Annotated in this window: 21 protein-coding genes and 1 riboswitch; of the genes, 13 read left to right on the top strand and 8 right to left on the bottom strand. The window is 36.5% G+C overall.

Annotation, left to right across the window (positions count from 1 at the left end; all coding sequences use genetic code 11):
* Positions 1 to 32 precede the first annotated feature (32 nt).
* Positions 33 to 148: riboswitch (TPP riboswitch) on the bottom strand.
* 71 nt (positions 149 to 219) lie between these two features.
* Positions 220 to 1,881 (bottom strand): L-lactate permease, encoded by a 1,662-nt coding sequence (gene lldP, locus AC3WTI_RS20130; RefSeq protein ID WP_098904181.1) that lies wholly within the window; start codon positions 1,879 to 1,881, stop codon positions 220 to 222.
* Between the two features lie 282 nt (positions 1,882 to 2,163).
* On the opposite strand from lldP, the gene AC3WTI_RS20125 reads away from it, so the two are divergent.
* Positions 2,164 to 2,481 carry a magnetosome magnetite crystal formation protein family gene (locus tag AC3WTI_RS20125; RefSeq protein ID WP_087959249.1) on the top strand — a complete coding sequence of 106 codons (318 nt, stop codon included), beginning with the start codon at positions 2,164 to 2,166 and terminating at the stop codon, positions 2,479 to 2,481.
* Between the two features lie 98 nt (positions 2,482 to 2,579).
* Here AC3WTI_RS20125 and AC3WTI_RS20120 read toward each other — a convergent pair whose 3' ends face one another.
* A complete protein-coding gene (locus AC3WTI_RS20120; protein ID WP_087959247.1) occupies positions 2,580 to 3,071 on the bottom strand; it encodes a metal-binding protein in 492 nt (163 codons plus the stop codon).
* A 50-nt stretch (positions 3,072 to 3,121) separates the two neighbouring features.
* Positions 3,122 to 3,487, bottom strand: a complete 366-nt coding sequence (locus tag AC3WTI_RS20115; protein WP_087959246.1) for a YkvA family protein — start codon at positions 3,485 to 3,487, stop codon at positions 3,122 to 3,124.
* Between the two features lie 545 nt (positions 3,488 to 4,032).
* Between AC3WTI_RS20115 and AC3WTI_RS20110 the strand changes: the two genes are divergently transcribed.
* From AC3WTI_RS20110 to AC3WTI_RS20085, 6 genes are all read left to right on the top strand, one after another.
* Complete coding sequence (locus AC3WTI_RS20110) at positions 4,033 to 5,961, top strand: LTA synthase family protein (RefSeq protein WP_087959243.1); 1,929 nt, start codon at positions 4,033 to 4,035, stop codon at positions 5,959 to 5,961.
* Positions 5,962 to 6,467: 506 nt separating this feature from the next.
* Positions 6,468 to 7,352: a D-amino-acid transaminase gene (locus tag AC3WTI_RS20105; RefSeq protein WP_087959240.1), complete on the top strand. Its 885-nt coding sequence runs from the start codon at positions 6,468 to 6,470 to the stop codon at positions 7,350 to 7,352.
* Between the two features lie 210 nt (positions 7,353 to 7,562).
* Complete coding sequence (locus AC3WTI_RS20100; protein WP_087959238.1) at positions 7,563 to 9,296, top strand: C40 family peptidase; 1,734 nt, start codon at positions 7,563 to 7,565, stop codon at positions 9,294 to 9,296.
* Between the two features lie 346 nt (positions 9,297 to 9,642).
* Positions 9,643 to 10,854, top strand: coding sequence for a NupC/NupG family nucleoside CNT transporter (locus AC3WTI_RS20095; RefSeq protein WP_063221834.1), 1,212 nt, complete (start codon positions 9,643 to 9,645; stop codon positions 10,852 to 10,854).
* A gap of 254 nt (positions 10,855 to 11,108) precedes the next feature.
* Entirely contained in the window at positions 11,109 to 11,864 is a 756-nt protein-coding gene (locus tag AC3WTI_RS20090) for a nucleotidyl cyclase domain-containing protein (protein WP_087959237.1), read from the top strand.
* A complete protein-coding gene (locus tag AC3WTI_RS20085) occupies positions 11,861 to 13,162 on the top strand; it encodes a glycosyltransferase family 2 protein (RefSeq protein ID WP_253621678.1) in 1,302 nt (433 codons plus the stop codon). The genes AC3WTI_RS20090 and AC3WTI_RS20085 overlap by 4 nt, the downstream gene beginning before the upstream one ends.
* Positions 13,163 to 13,723: 561 nt before the next feature.
* Here the strand turns inward: AC3WTI_RS20085 and opuD are convergent.
* Entirely contained in the window at positions 13,724 to 15,241 is a 1,518-nt protein-coding gene (gene opuD / locus AC3WTI_RS20080; RefSeq protein WP_087959234.1) for a glycine betaine transporter OpuD, read from the bottom strand.
* 664 nt (positions 15,242 to 15,905) lie between these two features.
* Between opuD and AC3WTI_RS20075 the strand changes: the two genes are divergently transcribed.
* A complete protein-coding gene (locus AC3WTI_RS20075) occupies positions 15,906 to 16,778 on the top strand; it encodes a cell wall-binding protein EntA (protein WP_087959231.1) in 873 nt (290 codons plus the stop codon).
* Between the two features lie 80 nt (positions 16,779 to 16,858).
* Positions 16,859 to 17,161: a DUF3910 family protein gene (locus tag AC3WTI_RS20070; protein ID WP_253621679.1), complete on the top strand. Its 303-nt coding sequence runs from the start codon at positions 16,859 to 16,861 to the stop codon at positions 17,159 to 17,161.
* A gap of 41 nt (positions 17,162 to 17,202) precedes the next feature.
* Here the strand turns inward: AC3WTI_RS20070 and AC3WTI_RS20065 are convergent, their stop codons facing one another.
* Genes AC3WTI_RS20065 through AC3WTI_RS20055 form a run of 3 tightly spaced genes read right to left on the bottom strand, consistent with a single transcriptional unit; the run spans position 17,203 to position 20,642 of the window.
* Positions 17,203 to 18,582, bottom strand: a complete 1,380-nt coding sequence (locus tag AC3WTI_RS20065) for a zinc ribbon domain-containing protein (RefSeq protein ID WP_087959228.1) — start codon at positions 18,580 to 18,582, stop codon at positions 17,203 to 17,205.
* 12 nt (positions 18,583 to 18,594) lie between these two features.
* A complete protein-coding gene (locus AC3WTI_RS20060) occupies positions 18,595 to 20,145 on the bottom strand; it encodes a hypothetical protein (protein ID WP_087959227.1) in 1,551 nt (516 codons plus the stop codon).
* Positions 20,146 to 20,150: 5 nt separating this feature from the next.
* Complete coding sequence (locus tag AC3WTI_RS20055) at positions 20,151 to 20,642, bottom strand: zinc ribbon domain-containing protein (RefSeq protein ID WP_097840479.1); 492 nt, start codon at positions 20,640 to 20,642, stop codon at positions 20,151 to 20,153.
* Positions 20,643 to 20,800: 158 nt separating this feature from the next.
* Between AC3WTI_RS20055 and AC3WTI_RS20050 the strand changes: the two genes are divergently transcribed.
* Both AC3WTI_RS20050 and AC3WTI_RS20045 read left to right on the top strand, forming a co-directional pair.
* Positions 20,801 to 22,420 (top strand): SWIM zinc finger family protein, encoded by a 1,620-nt coding sequence (locus AC3WTI_RS20050; RefSeq protein WP_087959223.1) that lies wholly within the window; start codon positions 20,801 to 20,803, stop codon positions 22,418 to 22,420.
* Positions 22,404 to 25,160, top strand: a complete 2,757-nt coding sequence (locus tag AC3WTI_RS20045; protein ID WP_087959222.1) for a DEAD/DEAH box helicase — start codon at positions 22,404 to 22,406, stop codon at positions 25,158 to 25,160. Before AC3WTI_RS20050 ends, AC3WTI_RS20045 begins: the two co-directional genes overlap by 17 nt.
* A gap of 177 nt (positions 25,161 to 25,337) precedes the next feature.
* Here the strand turns inward: AC3WTI_RS20045 and AC3WTI_RS20040 are convergent, their stop codons facing one another.
* On the bottom strand, positions 25,338 to 25,823 hold the full coding sequence (locus tag AC3WTI_RS20040; protein WP_097840476.1) for a VanZ family protein: 486 nt from the start codon (positions 25,821 to 25,823) through the stop codon (positions 25,338 to 25,340).
* Between the two features lie 110 nt (positions 25,824 to 25,933).
* On the opposite strand from AC3WTI_RS20040, the gene AC3WTI_RS20035 reads away from it, so the two are divergent.
* Both AC3WTI_RS20035 and AC3WTI_RS20030 read left to right on the top strand, forming a co-directional pair.
* Complete coding sequence (locus AC3WTI_RS20035) at positions 25,934 to 26,158, top strand: DUF1659 domain-containing protein (RefSeq protein ID WP_087959219.1); 225 nt, start codon at positions 25,934 to 25,936, stop codon at positions 26,156 to 26,158.
* 71 nt (positions 26,159 to 26,229) lie between these two features.
* A complete protein-coding gene (locus tag AC3WTI_RS20030) occupies positions 26,230 to 26,445 on the top strand; it encodes a DUF2922 domain-containing protein (protein WP_087959217.1) in 216 nt (71 codons plus the stop codon).
* Positions 26,446 to 26,454 lie beyond the last annotated feature (9 nt).

Raw genomic sequence — 26,454 nt, 5'->3', positions numbered from 1 at the left:
AAAATAAGGACCTGGCTCATAAAGACATCATTATGTAAAGCCGTTAACTTCCCTACGCTGGTACGAGCCAGATCAGGTCCAAAGGGTTAAGAAGTTCACGCGCTTCTCTCTCAGCCTACGCATACGTTAGGCACCCCTAGTTTATCACTGATTTAATTTTCAATACTTTCCCATCATACACGATAATCTGAAAAATGCAAAGTTTATTTCTTTTGTTATTTATGGAATCATCCACGTTAAATAATATGCCTGTACATACGTCATAATACCAACAATAATTACGAAGAATAAACTATGCTTCACCGTAAAGCGGAATAAATCAGATTCTTTTCCAGCAAGTCCAACTGCCGCACAAGCAATCGCAATCGATTGCGGAGAAATCATTTTTCCTGTTACACCGCCCGTTGTATTTGCTGCAACAAGAAGCACTTCAGATACACCGACTTGCTGTGCTGTAATCGCTTGTAAATTCGAGAACAGTGCATTCGCTGACGTATCAGACCCTGTTAAGAATACCCCAATCCAGCCCAGGAATGGTGAGAAGAACGGGAATAGTCCGCCAGTTCCTGCAAGTGCTAACGCTAATGTAGAAGATAAGCCCGAATAGTTTGCGATAAATGCGAATCCTAGTACGAATCCGATCGATAGAATTGGCATTTTAAGTTCATTTAACGTTTCTTTAAATGTCGCTACTGCATCTTTTGCACTCATTTTCAAAATAAAGATAGAAATGATACAAGCAATTAAGATTGCTGTTCCTGTTGCTGATAATACATCCAATTTCAAAATTGCCTCGTAAGGCGTCGGTTTATTTACAATTGGCTCTGCTTTCATCACCAAATTGTGTAAGCCGGGAATTTCAAACTTAAACACGAGGCTCTCTAGTGCGCCACCTGGAGCAAATAACGCCTTAAAGAAGCTTTGGCTCCAAATGACTACCATCACAGTTAAAATAATGAATGGAGACCATGCTTTTACGACTTTTCCTACCGTTAGTTTCGGCATAGATGTTGCTGTCGTTGTCGCAGCTACTTCACTGTTTGCTTGTTTAGACTGATAAATTTCTTTCGGCTGCCAAACTTTTAAGAATAGCGATAAACTCACTAAACTTACAAGCGCTGACGTAATATCCGGAAGTTCTGGTCCTAAGAATGTCGCTGTAATGAACTGCGTAATTGCAAATGAGCTACCCGCTACAAATAGAGCAGGCCATGTTTGTCTTACCCCTTTAAACCCATCCATTAAAAATACGATAAAGAATGGAACAAATAATGATAAGAACGGTAATTGATGTCCAGCCATTTGTCCAATTTTATGTGGATCAATACCTGTTACTTGTCCAGCAACTGTAATGGGAATCCCCATCGCTCCGAACGCTACCGGCGCCGTATTTGCGATTAAACAAAGACCAGCCGCATATAAAGGATTTAACCCAAGACCTGCAAGAAGCGCTGCTGTAATCGCTACTGGTGCACCAAATCCTGCTGCTCCTTCTAAAAATGCTCCGAATGAAAAACCGATTAAAATAACGAGTAAACGATGATCATTCGTAATGGATAATACAGATGCACGAATGACATCAAATTGACCTGTTTTCACAGAGATTTTATATAAAAATACCGACATAATGATAATCCAAGCAATTGGCCATAGCCCGTATAAAAAACCATATCCGGTCGCTGCCATCGCCATTGTGAACGGCATCTTATAAGCGAATAACGCCACTAAAATTGTAAGTACAACTGTAATAAACCCTGCCACATACCCCTTCATGCGGAAAACTGCTAAAGCTAAGAAAAAAAAGATAATCGGAATAAGTGCGACCGCTGCCGAAATCCAAATGTTTCCGAACGGATCATAAACTTGTGTCCATGTGTTCATTGTTCTCTCCCCCTAAAGAATCCCCTTTTAAATAGAATAACCTCATCAATAGACTATCAGGTCATCATACCTTTAAGTCTAAAATAAAAAACGTTTAAGAAAACGTTTTCATTAATTCTATCACAACAATTTCCATTACGGAATATTTTTTTGAAAATTTCATTTTTAATCTAGAAATCTTACAAAAGCGTCACGTTCTTGTAATGTTCATCGATAGGAAGCTCGACACATTTCCTGCATAATAAAAGTATAACAACGGACATTATTTATGAGGTGATATATATGAATGGAAACAAAATATTAGCAGCTTTATCATACTTTAGCGTATTATTTGCCCCTATCTTATTCCCAATCATTGTGTGGATTGTGGGCGATTCCGAAACGAAACCACACGCAAAACGCGCTCTATGGACACACATCATTCCAAGCATCGCGTCATTCATTGGATTTATTATTCTAGGAATTATGGGGATTGGATCGAATCAACCAGACGTAACACTTGGTATTGGAGCAATGATTGTCTTATGTATTTGCGGCATTATTAGCTTATACTACTTCATTTGGAACATCGTCAAAGGTATTAAAATACTGAAATCTTAAGTTTAAACAAACGTTTGATTAAAACAGCACGTATAATGGCAAAGGAAAAAACCTTTTAATAAGAAAAAACGTCCCAAAATACCTTTTGGGACGTTTTTTTATCTTCTACGCTTCTTCTTTTTTCTCATCATTTTCTTACGTCGCGTGTTCACTTTATCCGCTATAATGTGAAGCGTGCTTGCGACAACAATTCCCATTACAAACGTTACAATTTCAACTTCATGCTTCTTCGCAATTTCTATTAAATTCCCGTCAAGCGCGATTATATTTAATAGGAATAAAAACGGAGAAAACACAATTAACATGTATGCAATACGAATCGCATCACCAAGTATAATTGTATGTGTAAAGAAGGAACGATGCGGCATGACCTTCTTATACGGATACCAAAATATACGCAGGAATCCCCATTTATTATACGCATTACTATACGTATCTAAATCGGGCGTTAAAAATGTAGTACCTACTAAAAAGCCAATTGCAAAAGTTAATAAAAAATCAAAATTTGTTAATCCATACGAAAAGAGCATAAACAAAACAACCGGAAGGGATATTAAGTTTATTTTCGTATGCGTTCTTCCTGATGGCATAATGCACTTCCTCGCTTACGTTCGCCCTGTCACTATATGACAGTTCTCACCTATTGATCTAATTTCTGATCGATAAAGGATGTGTCTATATCCGAACCAAACCATTCTGCCAACTTTACTCGTGCCTTATCTTTCACATCACCATTGACGTATAACGACGCTTGTAATAGTGCAGCCATTAATGCCCCTAAATCATCCGTATAACCAATTCCAGCAACGAAATCTGGAATCGCATCAATCGGTGCAATAAAATAAGCAAGTGCTCCAATTACAATAATTTTCACTCGTTTTGGAACATCTGGTTTCTGCAAAACGTAAAACAATAATAAACTTGCATAAATGACCGACTGCCCTGCTTGCTTTGCAACATGTTTTACTTTCTTCCAAAACGCTTCAACTGAAAATTTTTGTTCCATGTAAAAGCCTCCCTATTTTTTAAAAGAAATAAGCTACAATATGTTATCAGTAAAAGTTCATCAAAATTACACATAATCTATCAATGAACTTTCATTGTAACAAACTAACGAAAAAAGAACAAGTGTTCGTTAATTTTCACACAATTCCCTTCATATAATAGGTTTCTAGATAACCACTTACCCATTGTCATTTCTTATTTCTCAACAAGAAAATTTTCACTTTCACTTAACATTCTGCTCTACCTTTGTTATATTTTCTAGTTGACGGACATATAAACCAATGTTAAAGTTTTCTCTGGTAGTGACAAATCTTATACAAAAAATGTAAAATGTTATAGTGTTTCTCAGAAATGAATTTTGTTGTATAATACAGAAATGACGTTATGCTTATGAGCAACACAAGAAACTAAAAGGGTATGCATAGTTATAGTCGTATATGGGTGAATATAGAACCTCTAATTATGGCCAAGAAAACTATGTATTTTTTATTTTAGCATTTTTCGCTCCAAAATCGACCAAGCCTGATAGAGAAAGGGTGGAAATGAATGAAAGAAACCTTGAAATCACAATTTCAAAATGTGCGTTTCACTGTATTCGTAGCTTTAGCCGTATGGTTAAAGACATATCTTATTACTCGCACAAGCTTTGATTTAAAACTTGAATCTTTCATGCAAGAATTCATTTTATTCCTTAGCCCATTAGCAGCATCATTACTGCTTGTTGGTCTTGCATTATTTGCAAAAGGGAAAAAACGTAACTATATAGCACTTGGAATTAATTTTGTTTTAACAATCATTCTTGTTGGTAACGTAATGTTCTACGGATTCTACAATGACTTCGTTACTTTACCTGTACTAGGACAAACATCTAACTTTGGAAGTTTAGGTTCTAGTGTCAAAGAATTATTTAACTACAAAATCATCCTTGCATTTGCTGATATTATTGTCTTCTTCATTTTATTGAAGAAGATGAAAAACTTTGCACCGACAGAACGTGTAGCACGCCCAATGCGTTCCCTATACTTCGTGTCAACAATTGCTATTTTCTTCGCAAACTTAGGACTGGCAGAAGCTGAGCGTCCTGAACTATTAACACGTTCATTCGACCGCGTTATGCTTGTTAAAAACTTAGGTTTATATGTACACCAAGTGTATGATCTTGGCTTACAAGCAAAATCAAGTTCACAAAAAGCCTTTGCAGATGGTAGTAAATTACAGGAAACAGAAAATTACGTAAAAACAACACAAAGCAAACCAGATCCAAATATGTTTGGTACTGCAAAAGGGAAAAACGTCATTGTTGTCTCTCTTGAGTCATTACAAACATTCTTAATTGGTGCAACAGTTAACGGACAAGAAGTTACACCGTTCTTAAACCAATTTACGAAAGAAAGTTATTACTTTGATAACTTTTTCCATCAAACTGGGCAAGGAAAAACATCTGATGCTGAATTCTTAGTAGATACTTCAATGTATCCACTAGACCGTGGTGCTGTATTCTTCACACACGGTAATAACGAATATACAGCAACTCCAGAAATTTTACGTGAGCAAGGATACCACACATCAGTATTCCACGCGAACAACGCAACATTCTGGAACCGTAACATTATGTATCCGGCACTTGGTTATGATCGTTACTACAACGAGCTTGACTATAAGATTACGCCAGAAACGAAATTAAATTGGGGATTAAAAGATATCGAATACTTCGATCAATCTATTGATATGTTAAAAGAAGTGAAGCAACCGTTCTATACTCGCTTCCTTACTTTAACAAACCATTACCCATTCACTTATGATGAAAACACGAAATTAATCGATGAATACAATTCTGGTGATGGCGTATTTGACCGTTACATGGTAACTGCACGTTATTTAGACGAAGCAATGAAACACTTTATTGAGCGTCTAAAAGCAGAAGGCATTTACGACAACTCAGTTATCGTATTCTACGGTGATCACTATGGTATTTCTGAAAATCATAATCGTGCAATGGCACAGTTCTTAGGAAAAGAAGAAATCACTGCATTTGACCATATGAACTTACAAAAAACACCGATGTTTATTCACGTTCCAGGTCAAAAAGAAGGTAAAACAATTTCAAAACCAACTGGTGAAATTGACATTAAACCAACAATTCTAAACTTACTTGGTGTAGATTCTACGAATCAAATTCAATTTGGTCACGATGTATTCTCACCTGATAATAAAGGATTCGTTGTTCTTCGTGACGGTAGCTTCGTTACAGATAAGTACATGTACACGAACAGTACATTCTACGACCGCGCTACTGGCGAAGTTGTACAATTACCAAAAGAAGAGTCTCAACCACTCATTGATCGTGCTCAAAATGAATTGAACATGTCTGACAAAATCATTGAAGGTGACTTACTTCGCTTCTCTGAAAGTAACAAGACCAAAACTGGTGAAGTAAAGACAGCTATTAAAGAAGAAAAGAAGAGCGCTGAGTAACCTCAGCCTCTTTTTTTATATTTCTCCATACAATCACTTATATTCATTAACTTTAACATTACATAACCTTTACCAAATATTCACATAAGATTAATGAAACATCTCTATAATAAAATATGTAAGCGCGGTTCTATATATTTCTTATCTCTCATCTTTAATAAGATCCCTTAAAGAAATATATGAATCGTTTATTTCTACTTTCTTATAATTGTCTTTCAATATGTTTTGTTTCCATACACAAAGCATTCAATAAGACGATGTCCCTATGAAAGATAGCTACCCTCCTTGTGCAGCATTCCATAAGAATGTTGCTTTTTTTTATCTAAAAGCAGGATTCTTATTTCTTATTTTCGAATTTGTATATACAAAATGCAGTAAATCACCACTACTTCTCTACCATTTACAAATACATATACGTCATATGTAAAGAAGTACTCACATAAAAATTACTATAGTGATTTTTATTCCGAATGAAAGTTTCACTTTACTTATGCACTTACGAAAGGATGGGACGAAAATTGGCATATGAAAGATTTGTACTTTGGAATGATGCAGTTATTGATACAACGAAACAAAAAACGTGCATAGAACTTGAAGAAAGAGGATTGCAGTTTGGAGATGGTGTCTACGAGGTTATTCGCCTATATAAAGGAAACTTTCACTTATTAGATCCGCATATCACAAGATTATACCGCTCTATGGAAGAAATAGAATTATCACTTCCTTTCTCAAAAGCAGAACTGATTATCCTACTTTATAAACTAATCGAAAATAATAATTTCCACGAAGATGGAACGATTTATTTACAAGTATCTCGTGGTGTACAAGCTCGTACCCATACATTCTCATATGACGTCCCTCCGACAATCTACGCCTATATTACAAAAAAAGAAAGACCCGCGTTATGGATTGAATATGGTGTACGTGCTATATCGGAACCGGATACGCGCTGGCTACGCTGTGATATTAAATCGTTAAATTTATTACCCAATGTATTAGCTGCTACGAAAGCGGAACGCAAAGGTTGTAAAGAGGCTCTTTTCGTACGAAATGGTACTGTAACAGAGGGAAGCTGTTCGAACTTCTTTCTAATCAAAAACGGAACTCTTTACACACATCCAGCTAATCACCTTATTTTAAATGGTATTATTCGTCAATATGTCCTTTCTTTAGCGAAAACCCTTCGTATTCCAGTACAAGAAGAACTTTTCAGTATTCGTGATGTTTATCAAGCGGATGAATGTTTCTTTACAGGAACAACGATTGAAATTTTGCCGATGACTCATCTTGATGGAACCGCAATTCAAGATGGCCAAGTTGGACCTATTACAAAAATGCTGCAAAGGTCATTTTCTCAAAGCTTGTTACAATCCAATATGTCATCTTCTTAAACACGTATAATTTCTATCCTTTCTACATTCAATATATGTATTTAAATGGAAATCAAGGTATAGATTTATGCCTTGATTTTTTTTTGTAATCTTTTTGTCATATTCAGATTACCGCATAAGTCTTGACAGTAATCGACATGCTCTTTAGAATTTTTAACAGTTGGTAAATATTTCTTCACTACATTACAGACAGAAAGGAATCGACAAATTATGAAAAAATACCTTGCCGGTCTTGCGGCAGTGTCTGTAGCAGGAGGAGCAGCACCTACACTTGATAGTGTTCAAGCTGCCCCGGAACAAAATACACAAAAAGCTGCTACAACTGTCCAAGCTTCTGCATCAAACAGCTCATCTTATACGGTAAACGCTAGCGTATTACATGTTCGTGCAGGATCAAGCACTTCTCACGACATCATCTCTCGCGTTTATAACGGTCAATCACTAAACGTGATTGGCGAAGAAAATGGTTGGTTCAAAATTAACATTAATGGACAAACCGGCTTTGTTAGCGGCGAATTTGTATCAAAAAATGGAGCGAGCAATTCTAATGTAAGTACAACAGGTGGAAAGAATACAGTTACTGCTGATGTATTACGTGTACGTACAGCTCCGAACACTTCTAGTTCTGTTTCAGGACGTGTATATGAAGGACAAACATTAAACGTAATTGGCCAAGAAAATGGTTGGGTGAAAATCAATCATAATGGACAAATTGGTTATGTAAGTGGCGAATTCGTATCTGGCGTTTCTTCTAATGCAGGTTCTTCAAACAACAATACGAATAATAACAACCAAGAATCTGTAAAACCAGCAAGCGGAAACTATACAGTAAATGTATCTTCCCTTCGTGTTCGTACAGGTCCTAGCACTTCTCACACAACTGTAGGTTCTGTTACAAAAGGACAAGTTGTACAAGTTGTTGGCGAAGTTCAAGATTGGTTCAAAATCAATTATGCAGGCCAAACTGCTTACGTAAGCAAAGACTACGTAACTAAAGGCGGTTCTAGCGATAACGTTACACAAGGAAACAACCAAAATAATAATCAAAACAATAATGTAACTGTTCAAACTGGTGGTACTTACGTTGTTAACGCAACATCTCTACGCGTTCGTACTGGCCCTGCTACTTACCATAGCGTAATTGGTGGCGTATTAAATGGTACGACATTAAACGTAATTGGATCTGAAGGTAGCTGGTTTAAAGTTAACTATCAAGGAAAAACAGGCTACGTTAGTAGCGAATTCATGAAATTCGTTAAAGGTGGTACTACTACTACTCCTGAGCAACCAAAACAACCTGAACAACCTAATCAAGGGGCAATTGGTGACTACTACATTAATGCTTCTGCATTAAACGTGCGTAGCGGCGAAGGTACAAATTATAGAATCATAGGCGCACTTCCACAAGGACAGAAGGTTCAAGTAATCTCTGAAAACTCTGGATGGAGTAAAATTAACTACAACGGCCAAAATGGTTACATTGGAACACGTTACCTTTCTAAAACACCAGTTGGTGGCGCAGTAGATAATAAGCCTAACAACAACCAAAATAATAACAACAATAATACAGGTAATAATAGCGGTGACAGTTCTTCCATCCTTGCATATGCAAAATCAATGCAAGGTGTACCGTACGTTTGGGGCGGCACTTCTGCTAACGGTGTTGACTGTAGTGGCTACATTTACCACGTATTTAAGAAATTTGGTCATAACATTAGCCGTCAAAGTGTTGCGGGATATTGGGGTAGCCTACCACAAACTTCAAATCCACAACCAGGCGACTTAATTTATTTCCAAAATACTTATAAATCGGGTCCTTCTCATATGGGTATTTATCTTGGGGGCGGATCATTTATCCAAGCTGGAGATAAAGGTGTAGCAATCGCTTCATTAAGTAACTCTTATTGGAAGAGTCATTTCTTAGGATACACAAAAGCACCTTAAGTTATATTTTTAGAGCCTTCTAGATTACTAGAAGGCTCTTTTTAATGTGTATAACCTATTTCCCTGAAAAAATAATGTATCCATTTCCCTATTTTATACACTATATTCTACAATAATGACCCATAACGTTATCATAATGTATATTTTCACCTAAAAAACATAACATATTTCATGTCCATTCATTTTATATGTGTTTTTTTAAAGAATTTTCTTTTTATTTAAACTTTTCGTTAGACGTTTGACCTCTGATGTCCATTATGATAAGTTACTTAAGATGTTATATTCGCAAAAGTATAGACAACTGGTTTATACACTTTTTTTACTATGAGGAAGGAGCATACACTGCATGAATCTTTTATGGGGAATTGGCGGCGTGATTGGAGTATTAGCAATCGCTTTCTTATTATCTTCCAACCGCAAAGCTATTAATTGGCGCACAATTTTAATCGCGCTAGCATTACAAATGTCATTTTCATTTATCGTATTACGCTGGGATGCCGGAAAAGCAGGTTTAAAATACGCTGCAGATGGCGTTCAAGGATTAATTAATTTTTCTTACGAGGGAATTAAGTTCGTTGCTGGGGATTTAGTCAACGCAAAAGGCCCTTGGGGATTTGTTTTCTTCATTCAAGCACTACTTCCAATTGTATTTATTAGTTCATTAGTAGCAATCTTATATCATTTCGGTATTATGCAAAGATTTGTTAGTGTCGTTGGTGGCGCATTAAGCAAACTTCTTGGAACTTCTAAAGCAGAAAGTTTAAACTCAGTAACAACCGTATTTTTAGGACAAACTGAAGCTCCAATCTTAATTAAACCTTACTTAGCACGTTTAACAAATAGTGAATTCTTCACTATTATGGTAAGCGGTATGACAGCAGTTGCCGGATCAGTCCTTGTCGGCTATGCAGCAATGGGTATTCCGCTAGAACACTTATTAGCAGCAGCAATTATGGCAGCTCCATCAAGTCTATTAATTGCGAAACTAATTATGCCAGAAACAGAAAAAGTAGATAATAACGTTGAACTTTCTACAGAACGTGAAGATGCAAACGTTATTGACGCAGCGGCACGTGGTGCATCTGAAGGTATGCAACTTGTTATTAACGTAGCAGCAATGTTAATGGCTTTCATCGCATTAATCGCTCTACTAAATGGATTATTAGGATGGGTTGGTTCTTGGTTCGATATTAAACTTAGCCTTGATTTAATCTTCGGTTACTTACTATCACCATTTGCAATCTTAATCGGGGTTTCTCCTGGTGAAGCTATACAAGCAGCAAGCTTTATCGGTCAAAAACTTGCAATCAACGAATTCGTTGCATACGCAAACTTAGGACCACACATGGCAGAGTTCTCTGACAAAACAAACTTAATTTTAACATTCGCAATCTGTGGATTCGCAAACTTCTCTTCTATCGCAATTCAGTTAGGTGTAACAGGAACATTAGCTCCTACTCGCCGTAAACAAATTGCACAATTAGGGATTAAAGCAGTTATCGCTGGTACATTAGCGAACTTCTTAAATGCAGCAGTTGCAGGTATGATGTTCCTATAAATTTATGCAAACCCTCCTCTTTCTAAAGAGGAGGGTTTTTATTGTATGGTATCTTTTATTTATATGCGAAATATCCTATGTCTAAATATAATTACATTATGATACAATAATTAGTGGTTCTGTTTATTTTTTTATAAAAAGGATACTAATGTATGTTACTCACTTCAAAAGAATTTAGCTAAATGGTCTATTTCTTAATAATTGCGCATACTACAAGTATCCTTGCATGAATTACCTTTAAGGAGGAAAGTTTTGTGAAAGATAACTTCTATAAAGTCCTCTCTATGTGGATTTTACAAATTTTATTTTATTTTACAACTGTACATGTAACACAATATGAGCATGCTCTCATTTTTACAATTATATATGTAATTGTTAATGTACTATTTCTATTATTGCCTGATAAAACTGCATTTGTTTTCTTTATATTAGGAACCACTATTTCGGTATTCTACCTGTTCTACCAAGCGTGGCTTTACTTATGGAGTACATCAGAACAATGGGAATACATTATTACCCACTTCCTAATGGCAGCAAACTTCTTCATTGTATATATCTCAACACATTTATTAAAGAAGGTTATTCATGAAAATAAAGAATTAATCGAACGTGTGAGAACATTAGAACAATACATTGGCGAATCAAAATTATTAACAAGACAAGAATTTGAAAGACGACAAGCATTATTAATAAATGCAATGAATCGTCGTAATGAAACAGGCGTTATGATTCACTTCGACTTCACTTCCTTTAGTAAATATACGAAGGAAAGTGTTATGGACCGCGTGGCTTCATTATTAGTTGAAACGATAAGGAATGACTTTGACCTTGCTGCTGAATACGATAATAATACGCTCGTTATTTTATTACAAAATACAAATGAAGCCGGTGCTGACATTGTAATGAACCGCCTAAAACCAAAAATGGAGCAATGGCTTGCTGCTGAAGCAATCCAAGATATAAAAATTTCACGCGAGCAAATTGGAAACAAAGGACAGACGTTATTATGATGACACTCGTTATACTTCTTTTATTCCTTCTATTTTGTGTACTCGTGTTTTGGATTAGCATCACATTTTCGATTAAGTATGTACTTATTTTTACAGCCTTTCTATTCTCTGGCTTACTCGTTTACTATTCATTCTTAACACTCGCAGGTTTAGTTCACCGAAATAGTAAACGCAAAGATCGTACGCTAGAACATTATCCAAGCGTCGACATTTTAATACCTGCCCACAATGAAGGGGTCGTTATTAAAGATACTTTAGAGGCGATGGCGAAGATTGAATATCCAGGTAAACTAACTGTTTATTTATTAAACGATAACTCACAAGATGAAACACCTGAAATTGGTGACGATTTTGACAAAGCTTATGCTCACATTCGTCACATTCGTGTTCCGCCTGGTAAACCAAAAGGGAAATCACGTGTATTAAACTATGGTCTTAGTATTTCAGATGGCGAATACTTCTGTGTGTATGATGCTGATAATCAGCCTGAACCACATGCACTGCGAATGCTTGTAGAACACGCTGAAACAACCGAGGATGCTGTTGGAGCTGTTGGTCACGTTCGTACTGTAAACGAAAACAGAAACTGGCTAACACGAATGATTTCATTAGAATTTCAAATCTTCCAGCTCCTTATGCAATCCGGACGCTGGTTACTCTTCCAAACAGGTTCACTAACAGGAACAAACATGCTTCTTCGTCGTTCTGCATTAGAAGAGCTTGGCGGCTATGACCCTTATGCAATTGCAGAAGACGCTGAATTAACATTACGAATTACACAAAAAGGTTATCTCTTACCAATCGTTCCAGAATCGATTACATGGGAACAAGAACCTGAGCATTTAAAAATCCTTATTAAGCAGCGTACACGTTGGCTCCAAGGGAACTTGTACATTTTAGAAAAAATGTTTTCTTCATTAAGTTTCTTTAAAGGAAAACTTCTCGTTCATTCCTTACAACAAGTTTTAGTGTATGTTGTATTTTGGTTATTCTTAATCATTTCAAACGTTTGGTTTGTAATTGGGTTACTCGGGATATTCCAAATTCAATATAGCATTCCGCTACTATTTATGTGGTATGTCGCATATATTACATATGTTTCTCAATTATTTAGTGCCCAGAGTGTGGAACGAACCTTTACACCAACTAATATTTTTATTAGTGTGATCATGTACTTTACGTACGCACAGCTCTTTACGTACTTATTCATTCGTAGCTTAATTTTATACTTACGTGCAAAGAGCAAGAAACAAGTCATTGGCTGGGATAAAACAGTTCGATTTAAAAAAGACAAATAAAAATAAGCACAGAGCGCCGTATGCTCTGTGCTTATTTATTGCCGTATAAATTATATATCAGACAATACCCCTTAGCTGAAAGTAATTTCACGTCCATCCCCCAACGAACGATCGACCTTCATTTATATACGAAAAAGTGATTGCTATTTTTGTAGAACCAATTGCTTCTCTTGCTGTTCTTTGCGCGTTTCAGTCTTAGGTTCCGTGCTTTCTTGGACACTACGATGTGCCACACGTTTCAAACAAATATGCTTCCACTTTCTTTCGTAACGTTTCATTATTCTTGATGTCCCCCTTGAATGCGCTTTAAAACTATTTGAAATCGCTTACAGGAAATAATATAGCACATATACATAAACGTGACAACACATTTCCGACAATTTTTTGTCAAAAATATGAATAGAATATGAAAGACATCGAATATTGTCGAAATGAATCGATTTTCCTTTATATAAAAGGCATACTACTTTATAGAGTAAAGTATTTTATTTCCCTGACTTGTGGTTAAAGTTCCTTCTATATAAAAAAGAGCTGATACATAATCAGCTCTTTTTCCTTCTATTATTTATGACGCTTCATACGACCTTCTTTTTGTAACTCTTTAAATAATGCTGCCATCATAAAGAAAATAACAAAGACGAATGGGAATGCCGCTATGATAGCTGCCGTTTGTAAGGCTTCTAATCCACCTACATATAATAAGATAGAAGCTAACGCTGCTAGAACGATACCCCAAATCATTTTAATACGGTTTGGCGGATTTAAACTACCATGTGTCGTTAACATTCCTAAAACAAATGTCGCAGAGTCTGCAGATGTAATAAAGAATGTAGAAATAAGAAGAATAGCTAGAACAGATAAAGCTGATCCAAAGCTTCCCATTTGATCAAACATAACGAACAATCCTACTTCTGTTCCCATCTCTTTAATTTTTTCAAAGATATGTGCATCACCGAACAGCTCCATATGAATACCAGTACCGCCGAAAACAGAGAACCAAAGGGCACCAATTATTGTCGGTACGAGTAACACACCGATAACAAATTCACGAATGGTACGCCCTCGTGAAACACGAGCAATAAATGTACCTACGAATGGTGACCATGCGATCCACCATGCCCAGTAGAAAATTGTCCACGATTGAATCCATTGATTTCCGCCTTCATCTAATGGACTTAAACGGAAGCTCATGCTTGGCAATTCCTGAATATAAGAACCGATTGTCGACGTGAAGTAATTCATAATAAAGTTTGTTGGACCCGCAAATAATACAATGATCATAAGTGCAAATGCAAAAATAATGTTCGTATTACTTAAATATTTAATTCCTTTATCAAGACCTGTTTGCGCAGATAACATAAATAATACTGTTACGATTGCAATAATAACTAGCTGAGTCGTTAATGAGTTCGGGATAGATGTTAAATAACTAACACCACCGGCTATTTGTTTCGCACCAAGACCTAAAGATGTCGCAACACCGAATACAGTTGCGAAAACAGCTAACACATCAAATAAATGAGCAATACGCCCATGGTCCCCACCTTTAAATAACGGTCCTACTGTCGCACTAATCGTACTAGCTTTTCCTTTTCTAAAAGTAAAGTAAGCAATACAAAGCGCTACAAATGCATACAGTCCCCACGGATGTAATCCCCAATGGAAAAATGAAAAACGTAGTGCAAGACGCGCACTTTCCTCAGTTGCCCCTTCTCCAAACGGAGGTGCGTATAAATGGTTTAATGGTTCGGCAACGCCCCAGAAAACTAAACCAATACCCATACCAGCACTAAATAACATAGCAAACCATGTCATATAACTATAATCAGGCTCGTCATCATCTTTACCTAAACGAATAGAACCGTATTTCGAAACAATTAAAAAGATAGACACGCCTAATATAATAGAAACAGAAATAATATAGAACCAGCCAAACTTACTAACTAATGCAGTTTGAATTGCGGTTGTTACATTTCCTAAGCTACCTTTTCCAATAATAGATTCGGGAATAATCCCCCAAATTGTAAATGCAATACATAATGTTAATGAAACGATGAATGTTTTTGTCAGTTTCCTCATCAAATCCCCCTTCGTAGGTTTCACTTTTGTAAATAACATAAATTCCGATATGTAAAATCGGATAGAAAACTATAATTTTACGGTGATTTTCTTACTTTCACCTTCACCAACTAGAATTCTTATGGACAGCCTTACCTTCCGTATAACCTTTTCACTCTGCAAGAGCTATAAGATCGAAATACTGCTGTCAAATTGTGCGAGAAAAGTGCGGATGGGAATGTGTTTTCCCAAAAAAGGATGTGTTACAGATGTAAAAAAGGGCAAATTTCTTCCTTGCAACCTTTTCTTTTTGTAACAATTATGCGGTTTTTTTGCTAGTATATAGCACGTGTTTATAGTTTCACAAACGAAATGTTTATGTTTATATAACTATATTACCCATAAAACGGTAAAATACTCAAGGAATGTAATCGTTTAGTAAACATCATGTAACACTACTGTAATACTTTTATTTACGCCGAAAACAATATGTTGTATTAAATATTTTGAATATAAGTAGAAACCTACTAATCATATAGAATGAAAAACGCTTTCCTACATTTTTTGTTATATTACAGGATGTTAACGACTTATTACGAATGGTTTGTAATTGTGTGTTTTCCCGAAATCCGAAAAAATCTGTTGCTATAATGAGGACACGAAAACAAACGCAATGGAGGCTATCATGAAAAAATTAATTGGAATAGCAACAGCAGCAGTTTTTGGTCTTGGGATTTTCACATCATCTGCTAATGCAGAAACTGTTGTAACAACAGACGTACTAAATGTACGCGAAAACCCTACTACTGAATCAAAAGTTGTCGGTAAATTACTAAACGGTAATAAAATAGATGTACAAAATACAGAGAACGGATGGTCAAAAATCACTTTAGATGGTAAAGACGCATTCGTAAGTGCAGAGTTCACAAAAAGCATCTACTACGTAACAGCTAACGTATTAAACGTACGTGCTGAAGCGAACACAAACTCAGAAATTCTTGGGACGCTTAAGAAAGACGATATGATTGAAACAACGAACCAAGTACAAAATGAGTGGTTACAATTCGAATATAACGGGAAAACAGCTTATGTTCACGTTCCTTTCTTAACAGGTACAGCACCTGTTATTGAGAAACAAGAACAACCTGCTCCTGCTAAAACTGTAGCACCAGCTAAAGCACCTGCAGCTCAAGCAAAACCAGCTGCTAAGCCTGCTGTGAAAGCTGCTAACACTAGCGCACCTTCTAACGGTCGTGAGTTAACAGTTGTAGCTACAGCATATACAGCTCACCCGAGCGAAAACGGTGGCACATACGGTGGCCGTGTATTAACTGCAATGGGTCATGACTTAACAGCGAACCCAAACATGAAAATGATCGCTGTTGACCCGAAAGTAATCCCATTAGGATCTAAAGTATGGGTAGAAGGTTACGGAGAAGCTATCGCTGGAGATACTGGTGGTGCAATTAAAGGTAACCGTATCGACATCCTACTTGGATCAGATAGCGCTGCTCAAAAATGGGGACGCAAAACTGTTAAAGTGAAAATTTTAAAATAACCAATGACTGCTAAAGCCAGTTCTCTTTGTTGAGAGCTGGCTTTTATTTTTTTATAATAGCTATAAAGGAGACTATGCCCATGAATGTACAAGCAAAGGTAGACTGGATCGGTACACCAAAACCGTATATATATAAAGATGAAGTAACATACGACGCTACTTCCATTGACTTTTCACTCGCTGGTGATGACAATCGATATAAATTAATTGTGCTCAGCTTTGAAGAAAATACACATTACAAACTTGCCCAATATGGAATTAAACCAGGCTCACAAAAGCCATTTCCTATCGACATTCCATTTGAGCAAAACATGTTACCCATTATAGAACAAATATTACATGATCCGTATGTACAAGCGATATTAAAGGAAACGCGCTCATAATTGAAAAAAGACTATCTCAATTAGATGAGATAGTCTTTTTATTAACGGTTCGGACCAGATACTTCCTCTGACTTAAGCGTATTATTCGCTCCAAGAGAATGGTACAATACCTTTCCATTTCCATTAACAGTAACGATATGGTCATTATTAAAACTTTTGAACTTCACAGATCCATCACCGTAACGAATATGGTACTCTTCATATGTCGTTACTTTATATTTCGTATCACTTTGACGCTCTACATTACGAATTTCGATTGTTAATAAATCTTCAGTAATTCCTTTTTTATGTAGATATTGTATATAATCACGGTCTTCCTTATACGATTTCCCGCTCTTATCATAATTATTTTCAATCAGACTAAAATCATTTAATGAAATCGCACGTACATTATCATAAATATGATTTCGTACAAAATCACCCACTGCTGAGCTTGATGTTTCTTTCGGGAATTTTAAGTAATACGTGCTTTGGTCCCCAATTTTAACACTTTCAGATTTTATTACACCAAAATCAGTAGTTTTCTCTAAATGTACTTCTACTGTTTCATCTGTGGATACAGGACCCAGTTTATAATTACCATAACTTAATTTCCCACGTTTTTTACCATTTACAAATACGGTTGCATCATTTTCATCAGAAGAAATGCTTACATACTTTCCTTCAAGCGATAAATCTACATTCACTTTCTCGCTCTGTTCATCTGCTAAATCTACTTCTTTCTCTGTTTCTAATTCAGTAAGTTCTGTCTTCGCTGTTGCCTTGACAACATACGTACCTGGGAAGTATGGCCCCAACTCTTTCGAAGTTTTATCATTAGAAAGTTCTGTTTCTTTTTTATCATTCACATATATTTCCGCATTCTTTGCAGTTGTACTAACACTCATATAATAAGATTTCATGCTAAACTTATACTTTGGATATAAGAACCACTCTTTTCCCTCTTCTACAATTTCCCCATCTTTAAACGAATTTTTATCCTCTGTTAACTTTTGATCTACTGTCTCTTTCTGTAAATAAGACAATAATTGTTTATTGTAAGAAGGGTTCTCTTTTAAGTAACGCATGTACGCTTTAATATCCTCTGTCTTAATCTTTAAGCTTGAATCATTTGCTTTCACAAACTCATCAATTGCAGTAATATCTTTCTTTTGGAATGCTTCAATCATTACATTTATTTGCTTTTCTTTTGAAAACTTGTATGCTCCAAATTTATATGCCCCAAATAATAAAATAATAATAATGGCGAAACCAATAATTAAAAATAAATTTTTCTTACTTTTCACTGGTCGTGTCTCGCTTTGTACTTCTGTATATGAAGCGGCAGTGTTATCGACGATTACTTCCACTTTACTCCCACACTCAGGACAAAAGTTCAAATGGTCTGCAACGTTCTTTTTACATGTTCCACAAAACTTCAATGTGCTCTCCTCCTATTTTTTGGCTAACTTCATTCCAACAAATGCTGCTACATATGTCACAATAAAACTACACATAGTTAAATATACAAATGAATTTTGCATAGATAATACCGTTCCACTTGTTCCAAACAAACTTGTTACAGTCCCTGAAACATCTATTTGGAACTTAGAAATCATATTCATTACAATCATCATAATCGTGTAAGAACCACTGCATACTGCTAATGTAATATATATATTGGCAGTCGATAATTCAGCTAATTTTCTTCCCGCTCTAAACATAAGGAACAACGGAATAATAAGCAGTAATAAACCGTAATGGAATACGTTATTCACTTCATCAAATTCAGCAAGGCTTTCCTGACTTGCTCCTTTTGAAATCATTATATCTCTAACCACTACGCCATTTACAGAGATGCCTGATATAAATGAAAATGATAATGTGCTCTCAGATGATTTTGATTTCTTACCAATTCCAGTAAACTCCTTACTAAGTGCTGGACTTGATACTTCTAACGGAGCAAAATGAGCCATACTCCATAATTGAGGTGTTAACTCTAATGCTAATAATCCACTTTCAGATTTTAAAGTTGTTATTTCTTTTAATGGTTCAATACTGTCTTCCTTATTTACTAACGCCATAATACAAACCACTACTGCTGTTATTAAAAGTCCTTTTATCATGGCTGAAATACCGTAATAAACAGACGCTCCATATGGCATTAACTCTTGAAATGCTGCTGCCATATTATTTTTGCTTGTATGAGCAATAAACCCTACTAAAGTAAATAACGTTCCACATACAAAACCACTCAATAAACTCTTAATCGCTGAATAGCCAACCGTAATCTTACCTGCTTCTGAGAATGGAATTGCGAAAGATTGTGATGCTATAAAACTTATAATGAATAAAAAGACACCGTAAATAATACCAACTGTTGCCGCTATAAAGATTTGATCCTTAATCGTTTTTGCAACACGCTGCTTTCCTAACCAAATTCCTGTACCAGCGAAAATCATAAATGGAATGATTAATAGTAATGTAAATGGAGTATGCCAAGATAAAGAAAATATCAATCCACTATCGTCGCTAGCTGTAAAACCGAGTAAATGGTAACTTAACATCGTAGAAGTTGCACTCGAATAAAAGCTTGGCAACATTTCTAATTCTTTCGCAAATTTACTAAACATCTCACTTAATATAGAAGCAAATAATACACTACCAATCCAACCAGCAATTAACATGAGAATACTTGCAACACCCCCACCAATAAAACCTGTTTTTAAAACGGCTTTATCTGCTGTAAATTTAACCTCAGGAGTACCTTCCATTGTAGGCAATTTAATAGATTGTTCTTTTTTCTTCACAATAAATAAAGAATGCCCACACTTTTGGCAATATAAATTTTGCTGAGCATTTTCACCGCCACAACCTTTGCAGTATTTTGCAGTATCTTGTTCTAACGTTACTGCATCTATAGCTCCTGCAATCTCCATACTTCCTTCGTTAGGGCAATAGTTTACCTCTTCACCATGTTGATTTCCACATGTGCGACAATACATCTAATTCACTCCCCACTTTGCTTAATTCCACAAACCGGACAGTAAGTAGAGTTTTGATCGATATGTTCATTACATGAAATACAATTTGTCGTTTCACCTTCATTTTCTATCGCTAACATTGGATTCGGCTTCCCACACGAACCACAAAACTTATCATTTATTGATAAAGGTCCACCACATTCACATGTAGCTTTCTCGCCTTGTTGCTTTTGCAGTTCAACAATGCGTTTTCTTGCTTGATAAATAACTACATCAAATTCTTGAACTGGAGCAATCATCTCTTTTAGGCTCGCTTCATCTACTCCGTTTCCTCTTAATTGAACATAGACTCTTTGTCCAATCTCTAATAGAACCTCTGCCTTTTTCTGCATTTGCACTTGCATTTCTTTTTTCAGTTGAGCGATCTCTTGTGCAACTTGTAACTTCATCTTCCCTTGCTCAATTCCTTCTTGTAACTTATTCATTCCACTGCCTAACTTCGTCTGTAAATCTGACAAACTATTTCTCCCCCTATACACATATAGTAATATACAAAATTAACATTATATATATTACCATGATTTTCAATTTATGTAATCCAAATTTCATTTTTTCTGTTTTGAGCATTTTTTGTTTATAATGGTAGAGGAAAGAAATATGTGTACGGAGGAATATTATGCTGCAACACTCAATTACGAAAGATGAAATTATGATGATTGCGAATGAGTTCGTTCAAGGACTAGATCCACAGCAAACAGCTGATCAGGAACATGTCGCTACAGCTCGGCACCTATATCGTAGTGGTGTTGTCTACAATGTTGACTTTGATGGTTATACGCTATCAGGAACTGTAGACGCTGAAGGCAGCGTATATAGCGTCCATATCCCGATTCGTAACGTCGCTGAAAGTTATTGCGATTGCTTCGCACCAACGCAATGTGAGCATATGCTCGCTGTGTTACTATCTGCAGCGTCTAGTTTCGGGCAAGTAGGAGATGTATTAACTTTATTCAAAAATAATACGAAACCTTCCCTTCCTCCTATTCGAACTGCGAGACAAGTATTGCAATCATCAGCTTTTGAAGATACGGATTATAAAAGTTGGCAATCATATTTTGATAACGAATACGAATCATTTAAAAAAGAACAAGCTCGTCTTACTTATAAACAAATGTATTTTCTTATGAGTATTTTTACGGACTTCTATACGAAACTCGAGCGGAAAGCTCCCCGTATTGTTGTGATACATGAATTATTCAGGTTACATGCAGCGCTTTATTGCTTTCAAAAATTATTAGAAGAAATTCAAGACTTCGAAGCAAATAAAACGTATTCTTATCATCAGCCTGTTAACGTCGTTCGCCTATTTGTAGATAAAGTGGAATCCATCGTTCGGGACTTACAATCAGAAGCGATTCCTTCAGAGTCTGAAGCAATTTTGCAAGAAACAGCTCGTCTCGTTCACGAAGTATTCTTCTCCACCGATGCCTATACGCAAGAAAGATTCTTTATTTACCGTCACATATGGAGTGAACTGTTACACAATAAAGAGCGACTACATGAAGAAGAAAAACGAATCGATACGAAAATCAATCCACTTTCCAAAGCATTAGCATCTTCTCATCTACTCTTTTTAAATGACGAAGATTTATTAGCGATGGATTTACTTAAGAAACAACCTGCTTCTGTTGTAAGTCTATACTTCTATTGGCTAGAAGAGTTGTTAAATGCAATGAAGTGGGATCGTGCGAAAAGCTGGCTTTCCTTTACGTATAAACAAGTGAAGATAACGATACATGAGCACGAAAATGCGATGTTCATAAAAGATATCGTTCGCTTATTCGTCATCATGTATGAAACGTATGCAACTCATACAAATGAACAAGCCGGACTCGAAATGATTTTGCAAGAGCTACTACCATATAGTTTCGCAAACTATGAGCAATACGTACTCGCGAAAAAGCAGTATCGAACATGGGCAGAACTTCAGCTCTTACATGGATTTGAAGCAATTGAACTTTTGAAAGAGCCGCTGAAAGATATTGAAAAGGAAGCACCAGAAGCGGCACTTCCTCTGTATCACCTTGCTGCTACCGAGGCCATTGAAGAGAGAAATCGCAAATCATATAGACGTGCAGTTCGTTACTTAAAAAAATTACGTACATTGTATAAACGATTAAAGCGCACCGATGAATTTGATGCATTCATTATTCACATCGCAAACTTACATTCACGTCTACGTGCACTACAAGAGGAATTACGGAAAGGAAAATTAATCGATGATCAATCAAACTGAAGTAACAATTAGGCTCCAGCATGTTAGTCAGGGTTGGTTCCTTTGGGGAGAAGATGACAGCGGTACTCCATTATCCGTAACAAGTTGGAAACGAAATGCATTTACATGGCACTCTACTTCCTTCTACGGTACGTTTCTAAAAGAAGCAACCTTTGAAGGAAAACAAGGTGTTATGCTAACAAACGCACAAGCATTTGAATACATCGCTAATAAACCGATGAACTCCTTTGCCCATATTCAAATGAACGGCCCTATTACAGCACTTACAGAAGATGCGAACGAATTATGGGACGCCTTCACAAGCGGTAGCTTCGTACCAGATATGGAGCGTTGGTCTCAGCAACCATCTTGGAAAGTACAGCATACACCAATCGAAGATGACACATTAGCATCTCTTTTCTCATCTGCAGTAAATGAAAGCATATTACAAGATAACCGTTCAAACGACGGATGGGAAGATGCAAAGAGACTTTATGAACATTATGACTTTACGAAAAGACAATTGGATGCAGCACTACATGAAGAAGATTGGCTTCGAAAAATTGGATACATTGAAGATGACCTTCCCTTTACAATCGGACTACGGCTACAAGAGCCGCAAGAAGAATTCGAAATGTGGAAGCTTGAAACAATTGTTACGCCAAAGCGCGGCGCACATCGCATATATGTATATGAAAACATCGATTCTTTACCAAAACGATGGCACGATTATGAAGAGCGTATTCTTGAAACACAAGAAGGCTTTAGTAAGCTTGTACCGTGGTTAAAAGAAGGCGATACATTCCGAAGTGAACTCTTTGAAACAGAAGCGTGGAACTTCTTAACAGAAGCAAGTAACGAATTACTCGCTGCAGGTATTACGATTTTACTACCATCATGGTGGCAAAATTTAAAAGCGACAAAACCAAAATTACGTGTGCAACTGAAGCAAAATGCTACGCAAACACAATCTTTCTTCGGTATGAATACACTCGTTAATTTTGACTGGCGCATTTCAACGAACGGCATTGATTTATCAGAAAGCGAATTTTTCGAACTCGTTGAACAAAACAAACGATTATTCAATATAAATGGTCAATGGATGAGACTTGACCCAGCCTTTATTGAAGAAGTACGAAAACTCATGAATCGTGCTGATAAATATGGACTCGAAATGAAAGATGTCCTTCAGCAACATTTATCCAACACGGCTGAAACAGAGATTGTAGAAGAAGATAGTCCGTTTACCGATATTGAAATTGAACTAGATGGATATTATGAAGAGCTATTCCAAAAACTCTTACACATTGGAGATATTCCAAAAGTAGATGTCCCTTCTTCACTAAATGCAACACTCCGCCCGTATCAACAACATGGCATTGAGTGGTTATTATATTTAAGAAAGCTTGGATTCGGTGCACTATTAGCTGACGACATGGGACTTGGAAAAAGTATTCAAACGATCACTTACTTACTATATATAACAGAGAACAATCTCAAAACCGGCCCTGCCCTAATTGTGGCACCGACATCTGTTCTTGGAAATTGGCAAAAAGAATTTGAACGTTTCGCACCAAATTTACGTGTTCAGTTACATTATGGAAGTAATAGGGCGAAAGGCGAATCATTTAAAGAGTTCCTTCAATCAGCAGATGTTGTATTAACATCTTATGCATTAGCTCAGCTTGATGAAGAAGAACTTAGTACGTTATGCTGGGATGCTGTTATTTTGGATGAAGCACAAAATATTAAAAACCCACATACGAAACAGTCAAAAGCAGTGCGAAACTTGCAAGCAAATCACAAAATTGCTTTAACCGGTACACCTATGGAAAACCGCCTTGCCGAGCTTTGGTCTATTTTCGACTTTATTAATCATGGATATCTCGGGAGCTTAGGACAATTCCAGCGCCGCTTCGTCTCACCAATTGAAAAAGACCGTGACGAAGGAAAAATCCAACAAGTTCAACGTTTTATCTCGCCGTTTTTACTGCGTCGTACGAAGAAAGACCAAACAGTCGCATTAAACTTACCAGATAAACAAGAACAGAAAGCGTACTGTCCACTTACTGGTGAACAAGCTTCCTTATATGAACAACTTGTTCAAGATACGTTGCAAAATGTAGAAGGATTAAGCGGGATTGAAAGACGCGGATTTATATTGCTCATGCTGAACAAGCTTAAGCAAATTTGTAATCATCCTGCTCTTTATTTAAAAGAAACAGAACCAAAAGACATTATAGAACGCTCCATGAAAACGAGCACGTTAATGGAACTCATTGAAAATATAAAAGATCAAAACGAAAGTTGTTTAATCTTCACACAATACATCGGTATGGGGAACATGCTAAAAAATGTGTTAGAAGAACATTTCGGTCAGCGCGTCCTCTTCTTAAACGGTAGTGTACCGAAGAAAGAACGTGACAAAATGATCGAGCAGTTCCAAAACGGAACGTATGACATTTTCATCTTATCGTTAAAAGCGGGCGGCACTGGCTTAAACTTAACCGCTGCCAACCATGTCATTCACTACGACCGTTGGTGGAATCCAGCTGTAGAAAATCAAGCAACAGACCGCGCATATCGTATTGGTCAAAAACGCTTCGTTCACGTTCATAAACTGATTACAACGGGGACACTCGAAGAAAAAATTGATGAAATGTTAGAAAGAAAACAATCATTAAACAATGCCGTCATTACAAGCGATAGTTGGATGACCGAACTATCTACAGATGAGCTAAAAGAATTACTTGGTGTATAAAGTGAAACTTTAATCAGTGGGGGTTTTGTTCATCCCCCACTGATTATTAGCCCTCATCAATCGGACGTTAACGGACAGCCCGACTCCCACCTAACTTCTTTGCTCCAACTGAATTTTGAGGTGGAAGTTTTACTGTCCGTTAACGCGGGATAAACAAAAGGAGCTAATCTCAAAAGATTAGCTCCTTTTTCTATTCCAAAACCAATTGCTTATTATAATCCCTGTTAATCCGCCGCACGTATCTAATAATGAATCTTGCCACATCGGTGTACGATCTCCCGTAGTCCATTGATGAATTTCATCAAATGTTGCATATCCCGCAATGAAAAGAAGAGCGTATAGGAAACACCTTTTTCTTGAATAACCCGATCGATAAAAAGCGTAATATATCAATGAACCGAGCATAAAGAACACCATAAAATGAGCACCTTTACGAAGGAAAAACTCAATAAATCCGCCTACACCTTTATTTGCAATGCTAACAGGTGTACCACCACCGTAATCGATAGATACCCATGAAAAATGCTCTTTCACAAACTCAACATTTACATATTGTTCAATATCTGAACGCATATCCTGTTTTTTATACGGTTGTGCTGAGGAATAGAAAATCAATCCCATCCATAGTAAAACAGGAATCCAAAATAACCATTTACGATTCATTCTTCCGAAACCCCTCTCTTAGTCTTTTAAGAGTACCAAAAAAAAGAATAAATTTCACGCCAAAACATGACATTTGAACCCTATTTATATAGTGAAAGGGGGTGATAAACATGGCAATCGAAACAATCATAATGGATTTAACTTTACGTCTTGTCTTAAACAATGGATTGGATAAGAACGGAAAAACAGTTTTCAAGAACAAACAATTTAAGCGCGTTAAAACAAACGCAAACTTAGAGCAAGTACAAAACGTAGCACGTGCTCTTGCTTCCTTACAAGCATCACCACTTCACGCTGTACAACTTGTTAGCACATCCGATCTTTCTAGTCTATAAGGTGAAACTTTAATCAGTGGAGTGTTCATTACCCGCATATAGCGGAATCAATATAAAGGAGGAAATAACGTATGCAAGTATTAGAATTAATTTTCGCGAAAGAAGATGGAAAAACAGTTGTTTTTTCTATCGAGAAACCGATCACGCCTGTCGATGCACAAGTCGTAAATCAAGTAATGGATACCATCCTTGTCTCATCTGTATTTTCATCAATTAATGAAAATACTCGAAAAAAAGGAGCACGTCTCGTAGAAAAGAATGTATCTGAAGTTCCCATTACTTTATAAACAAAAAGA

The sequence above is a fragment of the Bacillus sp. EB106-02-03-XG38 genome, from assembly GCF_058792175.1.
This window is presented reverse-complemented; position numbering and strand designations above follow the sequence as displayed.

Bases quoted from the DNA above. Each gene is read 5' to 3' on its own strand.
- lldP (WP_098904181.1), bottom strand. From the start codon at position 1,881: ATGAACACATGGACACAAGTTTATGATCCGTTCGGAAACATTTGGATT.
- AC3WTI_RS20125 (WP_087959249.1), top strand. From the start codon at position 2,164: ATGAATGGAAACAAAATATTAGCAGCTTTATCATACTTTAGCGTATTA.
- AC3WTI_RS20120 (WP_087959247.1), bottom strand. From the start codon at position 3,071: ATGCCATCAGGAAGAACGCATACGAAAATAAACTTAATATCCCTTCCG.
- AC3WTI_RS20115 (WP_087959246.1), bottom strand. From the start codon at position 3,487: ATGGAACAAAAATTTTCAGTTGAAGCGTTTTGGAAGAAAGTAAAACAT.
- AC3WTI_RS20110 (WP_087959243.1), top strand. From the start codon at position 4,033: ATGAAAGAAACCTTGAAATCACAATTTCAAAATGTGCGTTTCACTGTA.
- AC3WTI_RS20105 (WP_087959240.1), top strand. From the start codon at position 6,468: ATGGGACGAAAATTGGCATATGAAAGATTTGTACTTTGGAATGATGCA.
- AC3WTI_RS20100 (WP_087959238.1), top strand. From the start codon at position 7,563: ATGAAAAAATACCTTGCCGGTCTTGCGGCAGTGTCTGTAGCAGGAGGA.
- AC3WTI_RS20095 (WP_063221834.1), top strand. From the start codon at position 9,643: ATGAATCTTTTATGGGGAATTGGCGGCGTGATTGGAGTATTAGCAATC.
- AC3WTI_RS20085 (WP_253621678.1), top strand. From the start codon at position 11,861: ATGATGACACTCGTTATACTTCTTTTATTCCTTCTATTTTGTGTACTC.
- opuD (WP_087959234.1), bottom strand. From the start codon at position 15,241: ATGAGGAAACTGACAAAAACATTCATCGTTTCATTAACATTATGTATT.
- AC3WTI_RS20075 (WP_087959231.1), top strand. From the start codon at position 15,906: ATGAAAAAATTAATTGGAATAGCAACAGCAGCAGTTTTTGGTCTTGGG.
- AC3WTI_RS20070 (WP_253621679.1), top strand. From the start codon at position 16,859: ATGAATGTACAAGCAAAGGTAGACTGGATCGGTACACCAAAACCGTAT.
- AC3WTI_RS20060 (WP_087959227.1), bottom strand. From the start codon at position 20,145: ATGTATTGTCGCACATGTGGAAATCAACATGGTGAAGAGGTAAACTAT.
- AC3WTI_RS20050 (WP_087959223.1), top strand. From the start codon at position 20,801: ATGCTGCAACACTCAATTACGAAAGATGAAATTATGATGATTGCGAAT.
- AC3WTI_RS20045 (WP_087959222.1), top strand. From the start codon at position 22,404: ATGATCAATCAAACTGAAGTAACAATTAGGCTCCAGCATGTTAGTCAG.
- AC3WTI_RS20040 (WP_097840476.1), bottom strand. From the start codon at position 25,823: ATGAATCGTAAATGGTTATTTTGGATTCCTGTTTTACTATGGATGGGA.
- AC3WTI_RS20035 (WP_087959219.1), top strand. From the start codon at position 25,934: ATGGCAATCGAAACAATCATAATGGATTTAACTTTACGTCTTGTCTTA.
- AC3WTI_RS20030 (WP_087959217.1), top strand. From the start codon at position 26,230: ATGCAAGTATTAGAATTAATTTTCGCGAAAGAAGATGGAAAAACAGTT.